Source organism: Halalkalibaculum sp. DA3122, from assembly GCF_043951865.1.
GTDB lineage: Bacteria > Bacteroidota > Rhodothermia > Balneolales > Balneolaceae > JAMQKA01.
In genome coordinates this window covers 131,441-147,426 of the sequence record NZ_JBINJF010000008.1, presented here as the reverse complement: position 1 = coordinate 147,426, position 15,986 = coordinate 131,441, and the positions used below count along the sequence as shown (strand labels likewise).

Below are 15,986 nucleotides of genomic sequence, written 5' to 3'. Positions count from 1 at the left end.
CCTGTAAAGTTATCGGGGCTGTTAATCAGATTATATTTAATGGTCATTGCGAGAACCGGCATGATGTAACGGATACAACGAACAATTACTCCATCTCCTCCGCTATCGCCAGCGTCTCCTCATCCATTTTCATGCTGGTGAATACGTTGGATACGTCGTCATTGTCTTCAAATTTTTCGATCAGCTTGAAGTTTGAAACAGCGGTATCTTCGTCAACCTTTACCTCGGTCTGGGGAATCCGGATCAATTCAGCCGATTCAATGTCGTAGCCCGCCTGTTCCAGCTTGTCGTTAACCTCGTACATCTCTTCCCGGGCGGTGGTGACGGCATAGAACTCGTCATCTTTTTCGATCTCTTCGGCACCGGCATCGATCGCTTCAAGCATAAATTCATCTTCGTCAAACCCTACATCCTTGATGCGAATCATCCCTTTTTGGTCGAACATATATGCGACCGACCCGTCGGTACCCAGGTTGCCGCCGTGCTTGGAAAAGATGTGTCGAATTTCGCCGACGGTGCGGTTGTAGTTGTTGGTGGTCACTTCAATAAAGTAGGCCACACCGCCGGGTCCGTACCCCTCATAGGTGGCATCTTCGTAACGCCCTTCGCCTTCATCCAGCTCCCCGGTACCCTTTTTGATGGCGCGTTCGATATTGTCCTTGGGTACGTTGTCGCTTTTGGCGTTGTTGATGGCGGTGTCCAGCCGGGGATTCATATCCGGATCGCCGCCCCCTTCGCGTGCAGCCACGGATATTTCCCGCAGGTGCTTGTTGAATATTTTGGCACGTTTTTTATCTTCTTTGGCTTTTTTATGCTTTATGTTAGCCCATTTGGAATGACCTGCCATAGCCGGTACTGTTTTTATTCAATGTTGTAAATTCGTATAAATCCATTTTTATGCACTCTCGCAAAGAGGTATAATATAACAGTTAAGACCCTTTGCAGCTAATTTGAGATTATATCAAAATATTGAAGATCTGGTGCGTTACACTACCGGAATGAATGATGATGAGCGAACCTTTGCCAACACGGCCGGGTTTCCCGGGTTCAGTGTATTTTGGGGAGTATCCGGTTTTTTGAGGTATGTTCAACCTGCTGTTCATGAATCGGCGCGGTGTCTCCGGGAGGGGAATCCGGCAGCGAAAGAGGAGGGTTCCGTCATAAATTTTTCGCTTCAACGGGAATCACAACCGAGAGGAGACTGTTTGAATAGCGTATTTCACCATCAATTTGATTAAGGAACAAATATGAATATAGGTATTGTTTGCTATCCCACCTTTGGTGGGAGCGGAGTAGTAGCAACCGAGTTGGCAAAAGGGCTGGCTCAGCGAGATCACAACGTACACATTTTAAGTTATGCACGACCGGCCCGGCTGGATACGTTTAGCACCAATATTTCATATCACGAGGTAAACCTGACGACCTATCCCCTGTTTGAATTTCCTCCCTACGACCTGGCCCTGGCCAACCAGATGGTGAGTCTGATCGAATATGAAAACATCGATGTACTTCACGTGCATTATGCGGTTCCCCATGCGACCAGCGCTTTTCTGGCCAAGCAGATTATGGGTGAAAAAGCTGCGCATATTCCGATTATAACAACACTCCACGGCACCGACATTACAATTGTGGGAAGTGATCCCAGCTTTAAAGAGGTAGTTGATTTTTCCATTAATCAGAGTGACGGCGTCACTGCGGTCTCCAACTATCTCAAAGAGGAGACCTACCGGCGGTTCGACATTCGCAAGGATATCAAGGTAATTCCCAATTTCATTGATCTTGATCGGTTTAAAAAATCGGACAAACTGCATTTCAAGAAGGCGATCTGTCCCAATGACGAAAAGGTAATCGTTCACGTCTCCAACTTCCGGGAAGTAAAACGGGTGCCCGAGGTGGTCAGCGTTTTTGCCCGGATTCTTGAAAATGGCATCAAGGCAAAGCTGCTGCTGGTCGGGGACGGCCCCGATCGACAAAAGGCGGAGCGCCGGTGCCGCGACCTCGGCATTTGCAACGAAGTTCGCTTCCTGGGGAAACAGGAGAACGTGGAGGAGATCCTGTCCATTGCCGACCTGTTTCTGATTCCCTCGGGGTCGGAAACCTTTGGCCTGGCGGCCCTTGAAGCGATGAGCTGCAGTGTGCCTGTCATCAGTTCCAATATTGGGGGACTGCCGGAGGTTAACGTTCACGGGGAAACCGGATACCTCTGCGACCTGGATGATGTGGACTGCATGGCAAAATACGCAGTTAACATCCTGGGAGATAAAAAGCTTCACAAAAAATTGTCTAAAAACGCGCGAAAACGCGCTGAGAAATATGAGATGGCCGGCATTATCACGCGGTACGAAGAATACTACCAGTCCATTCGCGAGGAGCTGCTGGAGAAGTCGGAAGCATAACCTGCCTGTAAAAATAAAAAAGGGGTGCGGCCCGGCCTATGCCAGACCGCACCCCGGGGATTGTGGGGGAGATGATAAGGATCAGGTATTTTTAACGACTTCCGGCTCTTTAAGTTCCGACGGATCTCCCTTCCCGTTTCCAAACTCGTGATCGATAAGCAAACCGGGGTTGGCCGTGTCGAAGAAGAAGCGATTTACGTTGCGCCGCCCGTTTTCAAACATGTAGTAGAGCACCGGCACCAGAATCAACGTCAGCGCGGTGGCAAAGATCAAGCCCACGATAACGGCGATCGCCATCGGGGCCCACCATGCCGCCTGGGGCCCGCCCCAGTAGAGATATTCACCGATATTGGTGAAGAAGAGCGCCGGGTTGTTGACCAGCGTGATGAAGTCCAGGTTAAAGCCGATAGCCAGCGGAACGAGTCCCAGCGTGGTGGTAATTGCCGTGAGGATAACCGGCCGGAAACGGATTTTTCCGCCTTCTACCAGGGCCTCGAACAGGCCCATCTTGTCGCGGGTGCGGAGTATATCGATATAGTCGATCAGCACGATCGCATTGTTGACAACCACGCCTGCCAGTGATATGATGCCGATACCGGTCATAACGATAACAAACGGCATCTGGAAGACGACCAGTCCCAGTAAAACGCCGGAGGTGGACATTAGTACCGAGGTCATGACTATAAACGGCTTGAACAGGGAGTTGAACTGCGAGATCAGGATGAACGTGATCAGGAAAAGTGCCACCAGGAACGCCATTGAGAGAAAGTCCACCGCCTCCTGTTGATCCTCCTGCTGCCCCGTCCATCCGTAATCATATCCGGAGGGGACCTCGTTTTGAAGATAGGGGGCCACCACCTCCTGGACCTCCTGGAGCACCGCATTGGCATTATAGTCGGACCGGACATCGGCCATCACCGTTATCATTCGTTCCTGCTCTTTGTGTTTTATTCCGCCCAGTCCTTCGGTGACCTCCCACGTTGCTACGCTGGAGAGGGGAATCTGCCGTCCTTCTTCCATCACCGTCAAGTCCTGGAGGGTACTCATATCCTGCCGAAACTGTTCGGCCAGCCGTACGGTAATATCATATTCATCTTTGCCATCGCGGTATTGCGAGGCCTCCACTCCATTGATCGCCTGGCGGATCGTGTTTCCGATCATCTGCGTGGAAAGTCCATATACCGCAGCTTTTTCACGGTCTACATTGATACGTACCTCGGGGCGGGCTTCCGGCAGGTCGGTTTCCAGTCCGTCGAGTTTGCTGTACACCGGGTCGTTTTCGATAATCCGCAGAATGTCGTTCGAGAGTTTTTCGAGGATAGCCATATCTTTCCCGGAAATCTCCAGGTTGATCGGCGGACCGGAGGGTGGACCCTGCTGCTCCTCTTCCACCGTGATATTGGCCCCGGCGATGCCCTCGGCAAAGTTGCTGCGCGCATATTCGATCGCTTCGAATGCGCTGCCTTCCTGCCGCTGGTAGTCGACGAAATTGAGCACCATTGTTCCACGGTGTGAAGAGTTGCCCCCGGTGCTGATGGGACCCGCGGTAATGGCAGACCCCGAGGTGCTCAGTACGGTTTGTATGTCCTGGTTGTTCGAGATGTCCGGAACTTTCCGTTCCAGCTCGTCAATAACCGACTTTGTGAATTCCACATTGGTGCCCACCGGGGCTTCCACCTGTACATAGGCCCGCTGCGGCGGGATACCCTCCGGGAAATATTCCACCCCGTTGTTGAACGCTCCGAAAATCAGGAAGCTGGATATCAAAACGAAGAAGGAGATTGCGATCACTGTCCACCCGTGGTTGAGCGCCCAACGCAGGGTACGTTCATATTTTACGAGTGCTTTCTGCAGTCCCTCGGCCTGCCACCATCTGCCCACCGGATTGAGCACGTAGCGGTTGGTAATCCAGAGGATGGCACCGAGCACGATTAGCATGGTCCAGGTCAGGGTGTTGTTGAGCAGGGCTCCAATCAGGAAAAGCCCGAAAATTACGCTCAGGGTAATGCGGCCCTTGCGCGTCATTTTTGGGCGGTTGCTGTTGTCGGCATAATCGAGTTTCATGTAGAGCGCACAAATTACCGGATTGATCACAAGCGCCACAAACAGCGAGCTGGACAGCGTGATAATCAGGGTAATCGGCAGGTACGACATAAATTCACCCGTCACGCCCGGCCAAAAAATAAGCGGAAGGAAGGCGGCGAGGGTGGTCATCGTACCGGAAATGATCGGCAGGGCCACTTCGCCGGTTCCCTTTTTAGCGGCCTGGATGTTGTCGTAGCCCTCCTCCAGGTAGCGGTAGATGTTTTCAACCACCACTATGGCGTTGTCGACCAGCATACCCAGCGCCAGGATCAGGGAAAAAAGGACAATCATGTTCATTGTGATGCCCACCATGCTCATCACAATGAACGATACGAACATGGACAACGGAATGGCGATGCCCACAAACGAGGCGTTGCGAACGCCCAGGAAGAACAGCAGCACACCAATCACCAGCAGCAGCCCGGCGATGATGTTGTTCTCCAGGCTGCTGACCATCATGTTGATGTTTTCGCTCTGGTCGGAGGTGATCTCAAAATTTGTGGTTGGCGGCAGCGTGGGAAGCTCCTCATCGAGAATGCTTTTAACCTGGGCGGCCGTCTCCAGGATGTTGGTACCGCTCCGTTTTACAATGGAGAGGCTGATGACCGGGTCGTTGTCCAGCTCGGCATAGGTTTCGCGATCCTTGAAACCAAATGTGACCTCGGCCACATCCCGGATGTAGATCGGCTTGTCGTCGGGCGCATCAATCACTATATCTTCAATCGGCTGCACCGTTTCGTACTCCCCGGGCACCCGGAGGAGGAATTTTTTATTGCCGACATCGATATTGCCGCCGGGCACCGTCACATTTTCCTGCTGGATGGCCGCAATAAGATCACCGAAAGTCAGCCCGTAATATTTGAGTTTGGGCAGGTTTACATCCACCTTGACTTCCCGTTCCAGTCCACCCGCCAGGTTTACCTCCAGTATGGAGGGCACTGCTTCAAGCAGGTCCTGCAGGTTTTCTGCGACCTCCTTCAACTGCACCAGCCCGTATTGCCCCGACACATTGACCTGCATAATGGGGAATTCGGAAGCGTTGATCTCCTGTATGACGGGGTCTTCGGCGGCCTCCGGCAGGTCGGGTTTGGCCAGGTCCACCTTTTCACGAACTTTCTGAAGCGCATCTTCGATGACTACATCGGTTTCAAACTCCAGGTTGATGTTTGAGTATCCTTCCGCGGAGGTCGAGGTCATCTCCTTGACGTCAGAAATGCCGGCCAGCTCATCCTCCAGCGGGCGGGTGATCAGGCTCTCCATATCCTCCGGGGATACCCCGGGATAGGTGGTAATGACCATAATATTCGGGATGGTGATATCGGGGGCCGACTCCTTGGGTATCGACAGGTACGACTGTATTCCAAACAGTGCCACCAGCACTATGATAACCAGCACGCTGATGCGGTTGTCGATGGAGAAGGAGGTGATGCCGAATTCCTTCCGTTTGTCCACCGGCTTCTGCCCGTCCGTGGTTACAAGTCCGTTGTCTTTATTATTGTTGTCACTCATTGGTTAATTCCGTTACTGATTGCGTTGTGCAAATTCCTGGCTGTTTGTGCTGCCGACTATATTGATCCGCATGCTGTCCTGCAGGAATGAAGATCCCACAGTGATCAGTTCATCACCGGGCTCCAACCCTTGTTCGATAATTACCCTGTTTTGGTAGGAGGGACCCAGCCTGACCACCTGTTCACTGGCTATCGTATCGCCCTGCCGGTTTTCTGCGACCGTATAGACCACATTGCCGGCCTCCTTTTGGTAGATAAATTCCTCACCGATGACGATAGCGTTTTGTTGCTCGTATGTTTTGAGGCGTGCATTGGCGATCATATCAACCTTGTAGTGTTGCGAGTTTCGCGGAAGGAACAACTCCACCCGGAAGGTGCGGGCCTGGGGATCGATACTCTGGCCTACGTAATTGATGTCCAGCTCCAGCGTGTCGGTGTTTTGAAAGTCGAACCATATTTGTGCCTGGTCCCCGGTGTTTACCACATCGGCGTAGCGGGAAGGCACCCCGGCAACAATCTTTAAGTTCTTGGCGCCGATTAAACGGACCAATGGTGAACCCGGGCTGGCCATTTCGCCGACCTCGAGCATTCGTTCTTCCAGTATCGCATCAAACGGGGCGCGCACGGTCGTATTTTCGATATCCACCTTGATCGACTCCAGGGTCGACTGACTCTGCTGGTATGCTGTACGGGCATTGATAAGGTCGATCTCGGAGCCTATACTGTCTTGCTCGAAGACCCGTCTGAGCCGATCATACTGCTCTTTGGCCTGTTCGACCTGCGCCTCCAGCCGCGCTTTCTCCTGCTGAAGTTTGGCATCGTCGATCTTCAGAATCGGGTCGCCCTGCTGAACGTTACGTCCCTTTTCCACGAAATACTGTTCGATGCGGCCGCTCACCTCCGAAGAGATAAGCACGTCATTGGCCGACTCCACCGTGCCCACCAGGCGGAGAAAGCGTTGAAAGAGCTGGGGTTCCACCGTAAGCGTCTCCACATTAACCGATTTTACCAGCTCGTCCTGGGGTACAGCCTGTTCTTCCTGCGAACATGCGGTGATCAGTACCGCCATTGAAAGGAATACAAAGAATGTTGAGATGGAATTTTCCATGATTTGTTGGTTATCGCTTTGATTTTAGTCTAATTCCGGTTTTGATTCATCTACAAAGGGCACCATGCCGATCGCCTGGTCGTACCGGGCTTTTGCTGAAAGGTAGTTGTATACCATCTGCGCGTAATTTACCTCGGCCTGGCGCAGCTGAAATTCCGCTTCAATAACGTCGAGCTGCGATCCCAGCCCATTTTCAAGCCGTGCCTGGGCCCGCTGGTATCCCTCCCGGGCCTGGTTCAGCGCTTCTTCACGGGCGGGAGCTGTTTCTATCGCCTGGTTCAGGGCCTCGCGGGCCGATTGAATTTCGTTTTTGGCGGAACGTATGGTCTGTTCGCGCTGCAGCTCCAGGTCTCGCTGTTCAATTTTTGCGATCTGAAGATTGGAACTGCGTTCAAATCCCTGGAATATCGGCAGGCTGAAGGTCAGGGCGATGGTCTGGGACCGTGCCCGCGTGTCTTCGGTTCCAAAAAAGTTGGGAGATCCGGCCTGGGCTGCCGACCAGTTAAGGTTGTAATTCGCGGAAAGCGATGGCAGAAATCGGCTCTGTATCGCCTTGATCTCTCGCTGCTTTAGATCCTCTTGCTTGTCGAGAATGCGTATGTCGCCCCGCATGTCTGTGGCAATACCGACCAGCTGCTTGTTTTCTTCGTAGGAATACGGGGTTATCTGGTCTACCTGCTTGATATTGCTGTTGATGGAATCGGTGACCTCGCGGGCCAGTATATTGAAACGGCTCAGGTCACCCTGGACCGTCAATTCCAGCTCCACCGGGAGTCCCAGCACGATATTGAGCTCGCGGTAGGCCTGCTGAACTGCGTATCGTGCTTGCGTGAGCTGTGGCTCCTGGTTTCGCAGCTGAACCTCAACCTGCATAACCTGGTATTCGTCGATAAGCCCGGCCTCCTGGCGCGACCTGTTTTCCCGCAGGTTTTCCCTGAGTCGTTCTACGGTTTCCCGCTGAAGACGAAGCTGTTCTTCTGCAACCAGCACGTTGTAGTAGGCCAGCCGTGTCTGTGTAACGATCTGCTGGGTGGTGGCGCGCAGATTTTCGGCCTGGGCCGCCTTGTACAGTTTTGAACTGCTGATACCGATGATGGCCTCTCCCCTGAAAAGGGTCTGGTTTACCGACAACCCTCCCTGCCAGTTATTATCGGTACCGAACTGCAGCGGCACCAGCTCGTCGGCGGGGGCATTCGGGTCAAAGAACTGAGCCGGTACAAAGTTGACGGGAATCTCGAGATTCCGTGTGTAGGTAGCTGAACTCGAGACATCCGGCAAAACTTCGCTCCAAGCAATACGAACTTGCTGATCGGCGGTTTTCAGGTTCAGGAGTGCTCTTTTGATATCATTGTTGTTGGCCATCGCAATCTGGATCGCCTGGGTAAGCGTTACGGGGTTGGACTGTTCGCGTACCTCTTCTGCCGAGATGTTGGAAGCGGTGTCCTGGGCCGACGCCGAAAGGACGCCGGCAAGCAGCAACGCCAGCAGCGGAAGCAGTATATTATACAAGTTCCGTTTTTCCATCGGGGAAATATCTATTGATTTGATGGGCATGTGTGCCATACCGTGTCGTCGGATATGATTTGAATTTGTGTTTAAATGTTCGTCAACAAGATGGTTCTATACGGAGCATCCGGACCTAGGTTTCATTAAAATGACCGTTAGTCATTTTAATGTTTTGTCCCTTTTCTGTTGCAATTCCCTTTCCCACCAGGTTCAGGAAGTTTTCGAACAGTGAACCGGTCTCTATTTCCATCTCATCAAGCATTTTAAAATGGTGGCCGGTTTGCCGCATGTGGTTTGTACTGGTGATGCCCCGGGTGCAGGACCAGAGAACTACCGCAAGCTCCTTTGGGTCGTACGAATCGTTGACGGTGCCATCCTGCATTCCTATCTGCAGGGCGCGTACCATGTAGGTCATCGCCTCGCGCCGGTTTTCTTCACAGGTTTGGGCCGCTTCGCTGTTTTCAAGCTCTTCGGTGTCCTTGATAGATTCATAATACATGAAGGCGTTGAAGTAATTGGGATATGTTCGGACGAAATCGAGGTAGGATTCGCCCATCAGCCGGATGAGCTCGATACCGGTGTGGTTGCTGGTAATAATTTTGGAAAAGCGGTTGTTGAGCAGGTTGGACCCGCGTTCGCAAATAGCGATATAGAGATCATTCTTGTTTTTGAAATACAGGTAAAGCGTTCCCTTGCTCAGTTCCGCTTTTTCAGCGATCTCCTCCATCGTGGCCTGCTCCAGCCCCTTCGAAAAAATCACCTGTTCAGCTGCATCGATTATGGTGTTTCGACGTCGTTCTTTTTCTCTCGCTTTTCGTTCTTCTGTACCCATGATAAATTGGTTAAAATGACTTTCGGTCAATAAGTGACCAAAGTTAATTTGTGATGTTACGAAAACCAAACATTTTTGTTGCACATTTTCCGAATTTAACATTCGCTTAATATTGGTCGTCGTAGAGTAGCGAAATATGTTGTACCTTTGCCCGGTTCGTTTCTGGAAACATCATTCACACAATACGCCTCCGGTTTTGAACAGACGTACGCTTATAGAAATCGCCCTGATGACGGTCACCGTAATCTGGGCCCTTAATTTTTCCGTTATCAAGGGCAATCTTGACGAGATCGATCCCCTCAGTTTCAACGGGCTCCGGTTCTTGTTTGCCGCCGTTATTATCTGGGGCGCCCTGCTCTGGCGGGGGCAGTCTATCAACGTGCCGCGCAGGGACTGGTGGCCGCTGGTGGGCATGGGCGTGCTGGCAAACCTGGTTTACCAGGGACTGTTTATCATCGGTATAGACTATACCTACGCAGCGAATGTAGCAGTTATCATGGGTACGATTCCCATCTGGGTAGCCCTGATTGCACACCTGTTCAGCGACGAAAAGCTGGATCTCCTCAAATCAACAGGCGTTGCCCTTGCGTTTGGCGGGGTGGTCTTTATAATGCTGGGTGGCAGTGAGGAGCTTGATTTCAGCTCCGATACCTTTATCGGGGATATCCTGACCATTTGCGCCACGCTGGTTTGGGGTGCGTATACGGTGTTGTCTCGCAATTTTTTAAAGCGATATACGCCGCTGCAATTTTCTACCGTCACAACAACCATTGGGGCCGTGATGCTTTTTCTCGTCGGACTCCCCGGCATGACTGTAATTGACTGGAGCCAGGTCTCGTACGGGGCCTACGGGGCCGTTGCATACAGCGGGATTCTCTCCATCGGGGTCGCCTACATTATTTGGAACTATGCCATCCAGGAGGTGGGAGCCGTACATACCGCCACCTACCAGAACCTGGTGCCTGTGCTGGGATTGATGTTTGGCGTGATCCTGCTGAATGAACAGCTGGCATTCGAGCAGTACCTGGGATCAGGCCTGGTGGTGGGAGGTATTGTACTGGCAAGATGGAAGAAGAGGAGAACAAAGCCAGAAGCCTCGAAATCAGTCTCAAACTGAAACCTTTTCATTCTAATTTCCAAAATTTGACGGGTTAGACCCGGCTTCTGCCACTCAGCAGGTAGAGAATCGCCATCCGCACGGCCACGCCGTTGGTAACCTGGCTAAGGATGATGGAGCGTTTGCTGTCGGCTACTTCGCTCTCCATCTCCACTCCCCGGTTGACGGGCCCGGGGTGCATGATTGTGAAGTCGGGATATTTTTCAAGATGCTTCATCGTAATCCCGAACTTTTGATGATATTCCCGGATGCTGGGAAACAGTTCTGTTCCGTTTTCCTGTCGTTCCAGCTGAATACGCAGGGCCATTGCCACATCGCACCACGCCAGGGTCTCCTCCAGGTTGTAGGATACCGTCGCTCCCAGCTCTTCTACATAGACCGGCATGAGGGTTTTGGGCCCGCAAACGGTAACATTGGCCCCGATTTTAGTAAGCCCGATAATATTGGAACGCACCACGCGGCTATGGGCGATATCACCGATGATGGCGATATTTTTGTCCTGCAGGTCAGGATAAATGTCGCGCATGGAGTACATGTCGAGCAGCGCCTGCGTGGGGTGTTCGTGGGCGCCGTCACCCGCATTGATGATGGCCGCATCCACGCAGCGGGTCAAAAAATGGGGTACACCGGGACTCTCGTGCCGAACGACCACCATGTCGATCTTCATGGAACTGATATTGCGGATGGTATCCTTTAGTGATTCCCCTTTCGATACGCTGGAAGCCTTTGCAGAAAAATTCACCACATCCGCCCCCATCCGCTTCTGGGCCAGTTCAAAGGAGAGCCGGGTGCGTGTGCTGCTTTCGTAGAACAGGTTGACTATCGTCTTGTCGCGCAGCGTGGGTACTTTGGGAACGGGCCGTTCCAGAATCTCCCTGAAATATCTGGCCTGGTCCAACACATATAAAATATCTTCTTTGGAATAGTGGGCCAGCCCCAACAGGTGTTTCTGGTTGAAATCATGTGCTGTGGGTTCCTGTATCTCCTCGATCTCCTCAGGCATACTGATTACTCTTCATTCGGATTTTTGACCACATAAATAGCATCTTCGCCGTCCAGCTCTTTCACTTTGACCCGGACCTCCTCCTGCACGTGCGTAGGCACTTTGATACCTACATAATCGGCGGAAATCGGCAGCTCGCGGTGCCCCCTGTCGACCATGCAGCAGAAGCGAATGCTTCGCGGGCGACCGTAGTCCATCAAGGCGTCCATCGCAGAGCGGACCGTACGGCCGGTATAGAGCACGTCGTCCACCAAAACGACATCGCGTTCATAAAGGTCAAAATTGATTTCGGTGACCTTGACGTCAGGCATTTTTAATTTCCGCCGGAAATCGTCGCGGTAGAAGGTGACATCCAGCGTTCCGAAGTCCAGCGTTACGTCGAATTTTTCCGCTATGATATTGCGAACCCGTTTGCCTATATGCACGCCCCGGGTCTGCATGCCGATAATAGCCAGGGGGGAAGGGTCGTCATACGGTTCTAGAAACTGATGAGCAAATCGCAGGTACGTGCGATCCAGATCGTCGGCCGACATGATTTTAGCTCTGTTCAAACGAAGCTGCCCCTTTCTTTTAAAACTGCATGAAATTAGTGAATGGCGTAAAGTAACTCAATTTTATCCAGATTTAAATACTTAATTACCTCATATTTTGTTATTGAATGCAAATCATTTATAGTATGTATCTATTTTGAAAGCATAATGTGATTTTCATCCGTTTGTTGAAGTGTTGAACAGCCGGCTTTGGCCGTGATGACATTCTGGTTGAACCCGACGTCGCTTTTACCGCCGGCAAACCAGGATTTAACATGTGCGAAAATATCGATACCTGGACAAAATGGTTTGGCAACAATCGATTGCATTTTACCTGTGATCTTTTTTTAACTGAAAAAGAAGTCGTTACCGAAACTCAATGTTCAAGCAAGCGATAAGCTGTATAGGCGGAATGGAACTCAACTTTAAAGGAGAAAAATATTTTTGTTTCTTTACTGCTGGAGTCCTGCCTTTGTTTCTCCTTCTGTTAGCAAGCACTGAACCGCTGTTCGCACAGGCTGAAAACGTCGATACCCCTGAAAAAGAACGTTCATCTGTCCAGCCTTCAGCGATACCACTGGTATATATCGACTGCGAAAGGTGTGCCTATGACCATATCCGCCGTGAAATTACGCTTGTAAACTATGTACGCGATCCGGACCTGGCCAACGTGCATGTATTTATTACTGATGAAGGGACCGGCGATGGTGGACGCGAGTATGAAATTACCTTTATTGGCCGCGAAAAGTTCAACGGCATGGAATACACGATAACCCGGACAATGAACCGTAATGCCACCATTGATGAAACCCGGGAGTCCCTGAACCGGGTGCTTGAAATCGGACTGTCCCCCTATACCATGCAAGTCTACGATACCTCCCGGTTTAGCCTGCAGTTTGAGGCTTCCGACAGTGAGCTGGATGCGGTAACGGAGGTCCAGGACCCCTGGAACTACTGGGTCTTCGAAATATATGCGGGCAGCTTGCAGCTCGACCTGGAATCCAACCAGGAGGAGTTTGACTCTCGCTGGGGATTTTATGCGGACCGCGTGACCGAGGAGTGGAAAATCCGGTTGCGCCCCTATTTTAATTATGAATATGTCGAAATAAACCAGGAGGATGGGGAGGAACCGGTCATCAGCCGGCTGCACCGCCACGGGTTCGACAGTTATGCCATCAAGAGCCTGGGCGATCACTGGTCGGCCGGCCTGTTTGGAGATTACATCACCCGAACCGACCGAAATCTTCGGCACCGCTTCCGCCTGACTCCGGGGGTTGAGTATAACATCTTTCCATACCAGCAGGCTACGCGAAAATCAATTACCTTTCGGTACCAGCTGGGATATTCTCATGTAGATTATTATGAGGAAACCATTTTCAACAAAACCAGGGAAGGTCTGGTAAACCAGGAACTTTCGGCCGCGGTTCAGATCCTGCAGCCCTGGGGTGAGATTGAGGGCGGCGTAGAGGGGTCCCACTATTTTCACGATTTTGCACATCGCCGGGCTGAAGTGTTTGGCAGCATCTCGGTGCGCCTGGCAGAGGGACTTTCGCTTAATTTCAGCAGCCAGTTTGAGATGATCCAGGATCAGCTCTCTCTCCCGCTCGGGGATACCTCGCTGGAGGATGTGCTGCTGCGCCAGCGCGAACTGGCCACCGATTTTTCGTTGTCTGGCTCTATCTCGTTATCCTACACGTTTGGATCCGATTTCGCTAATGTCGTAAATACCAGGTTTTAATTTATGCTTGATCGCACTTTTTGGAATCGTTGTTTTTCGTTCTCGGGAAAGCTCTTGAATTTGTCCCTGCTCCTGCCCGTACTTTTAATCCTGTGTTGTTCCCGCCTGAGTGTTGCCCAACAACCGGAACCCCGCACGAATAATTTTTCGGCCTATATGGGACAGGCCATAACAACGCTGGGCGCGGGGATACACGGCGGTATTACATTTGATCATCAGCACCACCTGTTTTCGCTGCGAACTACAAGCACAGACCCGGCGTTCGGGGGAGAAACCTGGGATATAGCTTTTTTATATGGCAGGGGCACCCGTATTCGTTCATTTTATGTTTCAGCGGGACTGGGGGCATCGGTTATCGGTGGAACCCGGTATCCCCGGCTGTTTGGCGGAGGTCGGGGAGAGCAGATGCAGACGATGATCGGATTTCCCCTGGAGGGGCAGATCTCCTGGCAGCCGCTCCGGTATTTGGCGGTTGACCTGTACAGTTTCGCCAATGTGAATACCGAGCAGCCGTTCGGTGGTGTGGGACTGAGCTTGCGGGCAGGCAAGCTTTGGTAGTTGATCTTCCTGTGGTGATTGACCCGCTCCAGGCAGGTGAATTTGAACTTTTTTTGGCTTTCTGGAAAAATTATAAGCCTGAATCGTATCTTTGAAGCGAGCAGGCCACATGAAATAAAATTTAAAAAGTAACAGCTCCCGATGGACAAAGCTTTTTTTCTGGATCGTGACGGAACCCTCAACGTGGACTACAATTTCGTACACACTCCCGAAGAATGGACCTGGTGCGAGGGAGCCGTTGAGGCGATCCGGTGGATGAAGCAGAACGACTTTAAAATTATTGTGGTTACCAACCAGTCGGGCATTGCCCGGGGGCGGTATACCGAAGGGCAGGTACACGCGTTACATCGGTGGGTGGATGAAGAGCTGGCAAAAAAGGACCTGGCGATCGATGACTGGTATATCGCTCCCTGGCACCCTGAACATGACCAAAAACCTTATACCTACGAACCGGCCGACCGCAAGCCCGGTACCGGCATGTTTCGAAAGGCGGCACAGAAGCACCAGGTCGATTTTGCCCGTTCATACATGGCCGGCGACAAAATAAGCGATCTGAGGCCAGCTGTTGAGCTGGGAATAACGCCGTTCTTCATCCGGTCACGGCACGAACCCAGCCAGGATAAATCATGGCTGGAGAAACACAGCATCCGAACTTTTGACAACATTAAACAGGTGGTAGACACTATCAGATGATGCCTGAATCCCAAACCATGATTACAATCGATTTTTGGAACACGCTGGTTCAGGCGGAAACGGGCGGTAGCGACCGGCGTGAGGTTCGGCTCCGGGCCCTTCGCCGGGTGGCCCGGAAGTACCAGCAGACCCTTCCGCCGGAAAAGATAGATGAGGCGAAACGCAAGGCGTCAAAAGAGTTTGACAAGATCTGGCTCAACGAGCATCGCACGCCCACAACGTCCGAGCTGGTGGATAACATACTTGCTCACCTGGAGTTGCCCGCTACAAAAGCCGAAAGAGCCTCCCTGGTGGAGGAGTTCGAGGAATCGCTGTGGGAGGGGCCACCCCGGCTGGCGGACAACGCCGGAGAGGTTATTGCCGAGCTGGCCAAGCGCTATCCGGTGGGGCTGATTTCAGATACCATGTATTCGCCGGGACGGGTGCTGCGCAAGTACCTGGAAAACCACGGCCTTATCAACTATTTCTCCGGGTTTGTATTTAGTGATGAAACCGGCTACAGCAAACCCCATCCCGACGCATTTCGGCAGCTCCTGGACAAGAGCGGCAGCAGGGCCGAGCACTCCTGGCACGTCGGGGACCTGGTAAAAACGGATATCCGCGGGGCAAAAGGTCTGGGAATGAAAGCGATCCTTTTTACGGGATATTCCGATGGCACCTATACCTATAATGAGGAGGATGACATGGATGCGGAAAAGAAGGCAGAGCCGGATCATGTGTGCCGGAACTGGAATGAAGTAGCCGATATTTTGCTGTAGACGGTGATGGGCTGTGTTTTTGACCGCAGCCTTACCGCTCTGAACTCCGTGCCGGTTTTTAAAAACGGGTGTTGAAACTCTCCTTTTATTTACCTCCTATACTTGCTACCTTTGCATCGGACATTAAAAAACTGTAACCAATTGACGTGCTTGC

The 15,986-nt window shown here is 51.8% G+C and carries 14 protein-coding genes; 6 read left to right on the top strand and 8 right to left on the bottom strand.

The window, feature by feature from the left end:
* Window positions 1-85 precede the first annotated feature (85 nt).
* Complete coding sequence (locus ACG2F4_RS07910; RefSeq protein ID WP_395259679.1) at window positions 86-847, bottom strand: YebC/PmpR family DNA-binding transcriptional regulator; 762 nt, start codon at window positions 845-847, stop codon at window positions 86-88.
* Window positions 848-1,247: 400 nt separating this feature from the next.
* Here ACG2F4_RS07910 and bshA point away from each other — a divergent pair, with 400 nt between their 5' ends.
* Window positions 1,248-2,396: an N-acetyl-alpha-D-glucosaminyl L-malate synthase BshA gene (gene bshA, locus ACG2F4_RS07905; RefSeq protein WP_395259678.1), complete on the top strand. Its 1,149-nt coding sequence runs from the start codon at window positions 1,248-1,250 to the stop codon at window positions 2,394-2,396.
* Between the two features lie 81 nt (window positions 2,397-2,477).
* Here the strand turns inward: bshA and ACG2F4_RS07900 are convergent, their stop codons facing one another.
* The 4 genes from ACG2F4_RS07900 to ACG2F4_RS07885 form a co-directional block, all read right to left on the bottom strand.
* A complete protein-coding gene (locus tag ACG2F4_RS07900) occupies window positions 2,478-5,990 on the bottom strand; it encodes an efflux RND transporter permease subunit (RefSeq protein WP_395259677.1) in 3,513 nt (1,170 codons plus the stop codon).
* Window positions 5,991-6,002: 12 nt separating this feature from the next.
* Complete coding sequence (locus ACG2F4_RS07895; protein ID WP_395259676.1) at window positions 6,003-7,097, bottom strand: efflux RND transporter periplasmic adaptor subunit; 1,095 nt, start codon at window positions 7,095-7,097, stop codon at window positions 6,003-6,005.
* Between the two features lie 24 nt (window positions 7,098-7,121).
* Window positions 7,122-8,651 (bottom strand): TolC family protein, encoded by a 1,530-nt coding sequence (locus tag ACG2F4_RS07890; RefSeq protein WP_395259675.1) that lies wholly within the window; start codon window positions 8,649-8,651, stop codon window positions 7,122-7,124.
* 85 nt (window positions 8,652-8,736) lie between these two features.
* Window positions 8,737-9,435, bottom strand: coding sequence for a TetR/AcrR family transcriptional regulator (locus ACG2F4_RS07885; protein ID WP_395259674.1), 699 nt, complete (start codon window positions 9,433-9,435; stop codon window positions 8,737-8,739).
* Between the two features lie 196 nt (window positions 9,436-9,631).
* Here ACG2F4_RS07885 and ACG2F4_RS07880 point away from each other — a divergent pair, with 196 nt between their 5' ends.
* A complete protein-coding gene (locus tag ACG2F4_RS07880; RefSeq protein ID WP_395259673.1) occupies window positions 9,632-10,552 on the top strand; it encodes a DMT family transporter in 921 nt (306 codons plus the stop codon).
* Window positions 10,553-10,586: 34 nt separating this feature from the next.
* Here the strand turns inward: ACG2F4_RS07880 and ACG2F4_RS07875 are convergent, their stop codons facing one another.
* The 3 genes from ACG2F4_RS07875 to ACG2F4_RS07865 all read right to left on the bottom strand — a co-directional run bounded on the left by ACG2F4_RS07875 (window position 10,587) and on the right by ACG2F4_RS07865 (window position 12,414).
* The gene (locus tag ACG2F4_RS07875) at window positions 10,587-11,555 is read right to left on the bottom strand and encodes an aspartate carbamoyltransferase catalytic subunit (RefSeq protein ID WP_395259672.1); all 969 of its coding nucleotides are present in this window, start codon (window positions 11,553-11,555) and stop codon (window positions 10,587-10,589) included.
* Window positions 11,556-11,560: 5 nt separating this feature from the next.
* Window positions 11,561-12,106, bottom strand: a complete 546-nt coding sequence (pyrR, locus tag ACG2F4_RS07870) for a bifunctional pyr operon transcriptional regulator/uracil phosphoribosyltransferase PyrR (RefSeq protein WP_395259671.1) — start codon at window positions 12,104-12,106, stop codon at window positions 11,561-11,563.
* A 131-nt stretch (window positions 12,107-12,237) separates the two neighbouring features.
* Window positions 12,238-12,414 (bottom strand): hypothetical protein, encoded by a 177-nt coding sequence (locus tag ACG2F4_RS07865; RefSeq protein WP_395259670.1) that lies wholly within the window; start codon window positions 12,412-12,414, stop codon window positions 12,238-12,240.
* Window positions 12,415-12,557: 143 nt separating this feature from the next.
* On the opposite strand from ACG2F4_RS07865, the gene ACG2F4_RS07860 reads away from it, so the two are divergent.
* The 4 genes from ACG2F4_RS07860 to ACG2F4_RS07845 all read left to right on the top strand — a co-directional run bounded on the left by ACG2F4_RS07860 (window position 12,558) and on the right by ACG2F4_RS07845 (window position 15,832).
* Entirely contained in the window at window positions 12,558-13,823 is a 1,266-nt protein-coding gene (locus ACG2F4_RS07860) for a hypothetical protein (RefSeq protein ID WP_395259669.1), read from the top strand.
* A gap of 156 nt (window positions 13,824-13,979) precedes the next feature.
* On the top strand, window positions 13,980-14,381 hold the full coding sequence (locus ACG2F4_RS07855; protein WP_395259668.1) for a hypothetical protein: 402 nt from the start codon (window positions 13,980-13,982) through the stop codon (window positions 14,379-14,381).
* 141 nt (window positions 14,382-14,522) lie between these two features.
* Window positions 14,523-15,074 (top strand): D-glycero-alpha-D-manno-heptose-1,7-bisphosphate 7-phosphatase, encoded by a 552-nt coding sequence (locus ACG2F4_RS07850; protein WP_395259667.1) that lies wholly within the window; start codon window positions 14,523-14,525, stop codon window positions 15,072-15,074.
* The gene (locus tag ACG2F4_RS07845; RefSeq protein ID WP_395259666.1) at window positions 15,071-15,832 is read left to right on the top strand and encodes an HAD family hydrolase; all 762 of its coding nucleotides are present in this window, start codon (window positions 15,071-15,073) and stop codon (window positions 15,830-15,832) included. Before ACG2F4_RS07850 ends, ACG2F4_RS07845 begins: the two co-directional genes overlap by 4 nt.
* Window positions 15,833-15,986 lie beyond the last annotated feature (154 nt).

Bases quoted from the DNA above. Each gene is read 5' to 3' on its own strand.
- ACG2F4_RS07910 (WP_395259679.1), bottom strand. From the start codon at position 847: ATGGCAGGTCATTCCAAATGGGCTAACATAAAGCATAAAAAAGCCAAA.
- bshA (WP_395259678.1), top strand. From the start codon at position 1,248: ATGAATATAGGTATTGTTTGCTATCCCACCTTTGGTGGGAGCGGAGTA.
- ACG2F4_RS07900 (WP_395259677.1), bottom strand. From the start codon at position 5,990: ATGAGTGACAACAATAATAAAGACAACGGACTTGTAACCACGGACGGG.
- ACG2F4_RS07895 (WP_395259676.1), bottom strand. From the start codon at position 7,097: ATGGAAAATTCCATCTCAACATTCTTTGTATTCCTTTCAATGGCGGTA.
- ACG2F4_RS07890 (WP_395259675.1), bottom strand. From the start codon at position 8,651: ATGCCCATCAAATCAATAGATATTTCCCCGATGGAAAAACGGAACTTG.
- ACG2F4_RS07885 (WP_395259674.1), bottom strand. From the start codon at position 9,435: ATGGGTACAGAAGAACGAAAAGCGAGAGAAAAAGAACGACGTCGAAAC.
- ACG2F4_RS07875 (WP_395259672.1), bottom strand. From the start codon at position 11,555: ATGCCTGAGGAGATCGAGGAGATACAGGAACCCACAGCACATGATTTC.
- ACG2F4_RS07865 (WP_395259670.1), bottom strand. From the start codon at position 12,414: ATGCAATCGATTGTTGCCAAACCATTTTGTCCAGGTATCGATATTTTC.
- ACG2F4_RS07855 (WP_395259668.1), top strand. From the start codon at position 13,980: ATGGGACAGGCCATAACAACGCTGGGCGCGGGGATACACGGCGGTATT.
- ACG2F4_RS07850 (WP_395259667.1), top strand. From the start codon at position 14,523: ATGGACAAAGCTTTTTTTCTGGATCGTGACGGAACCCTCAACGTGGAC.
- ACG2F4_RS07845 (WP_395259666.1), top strand. From the start codon at position 15,071: ATGATGCCTGAATCCCAAACCATGATTACAATCGATTTTTGGAACACG.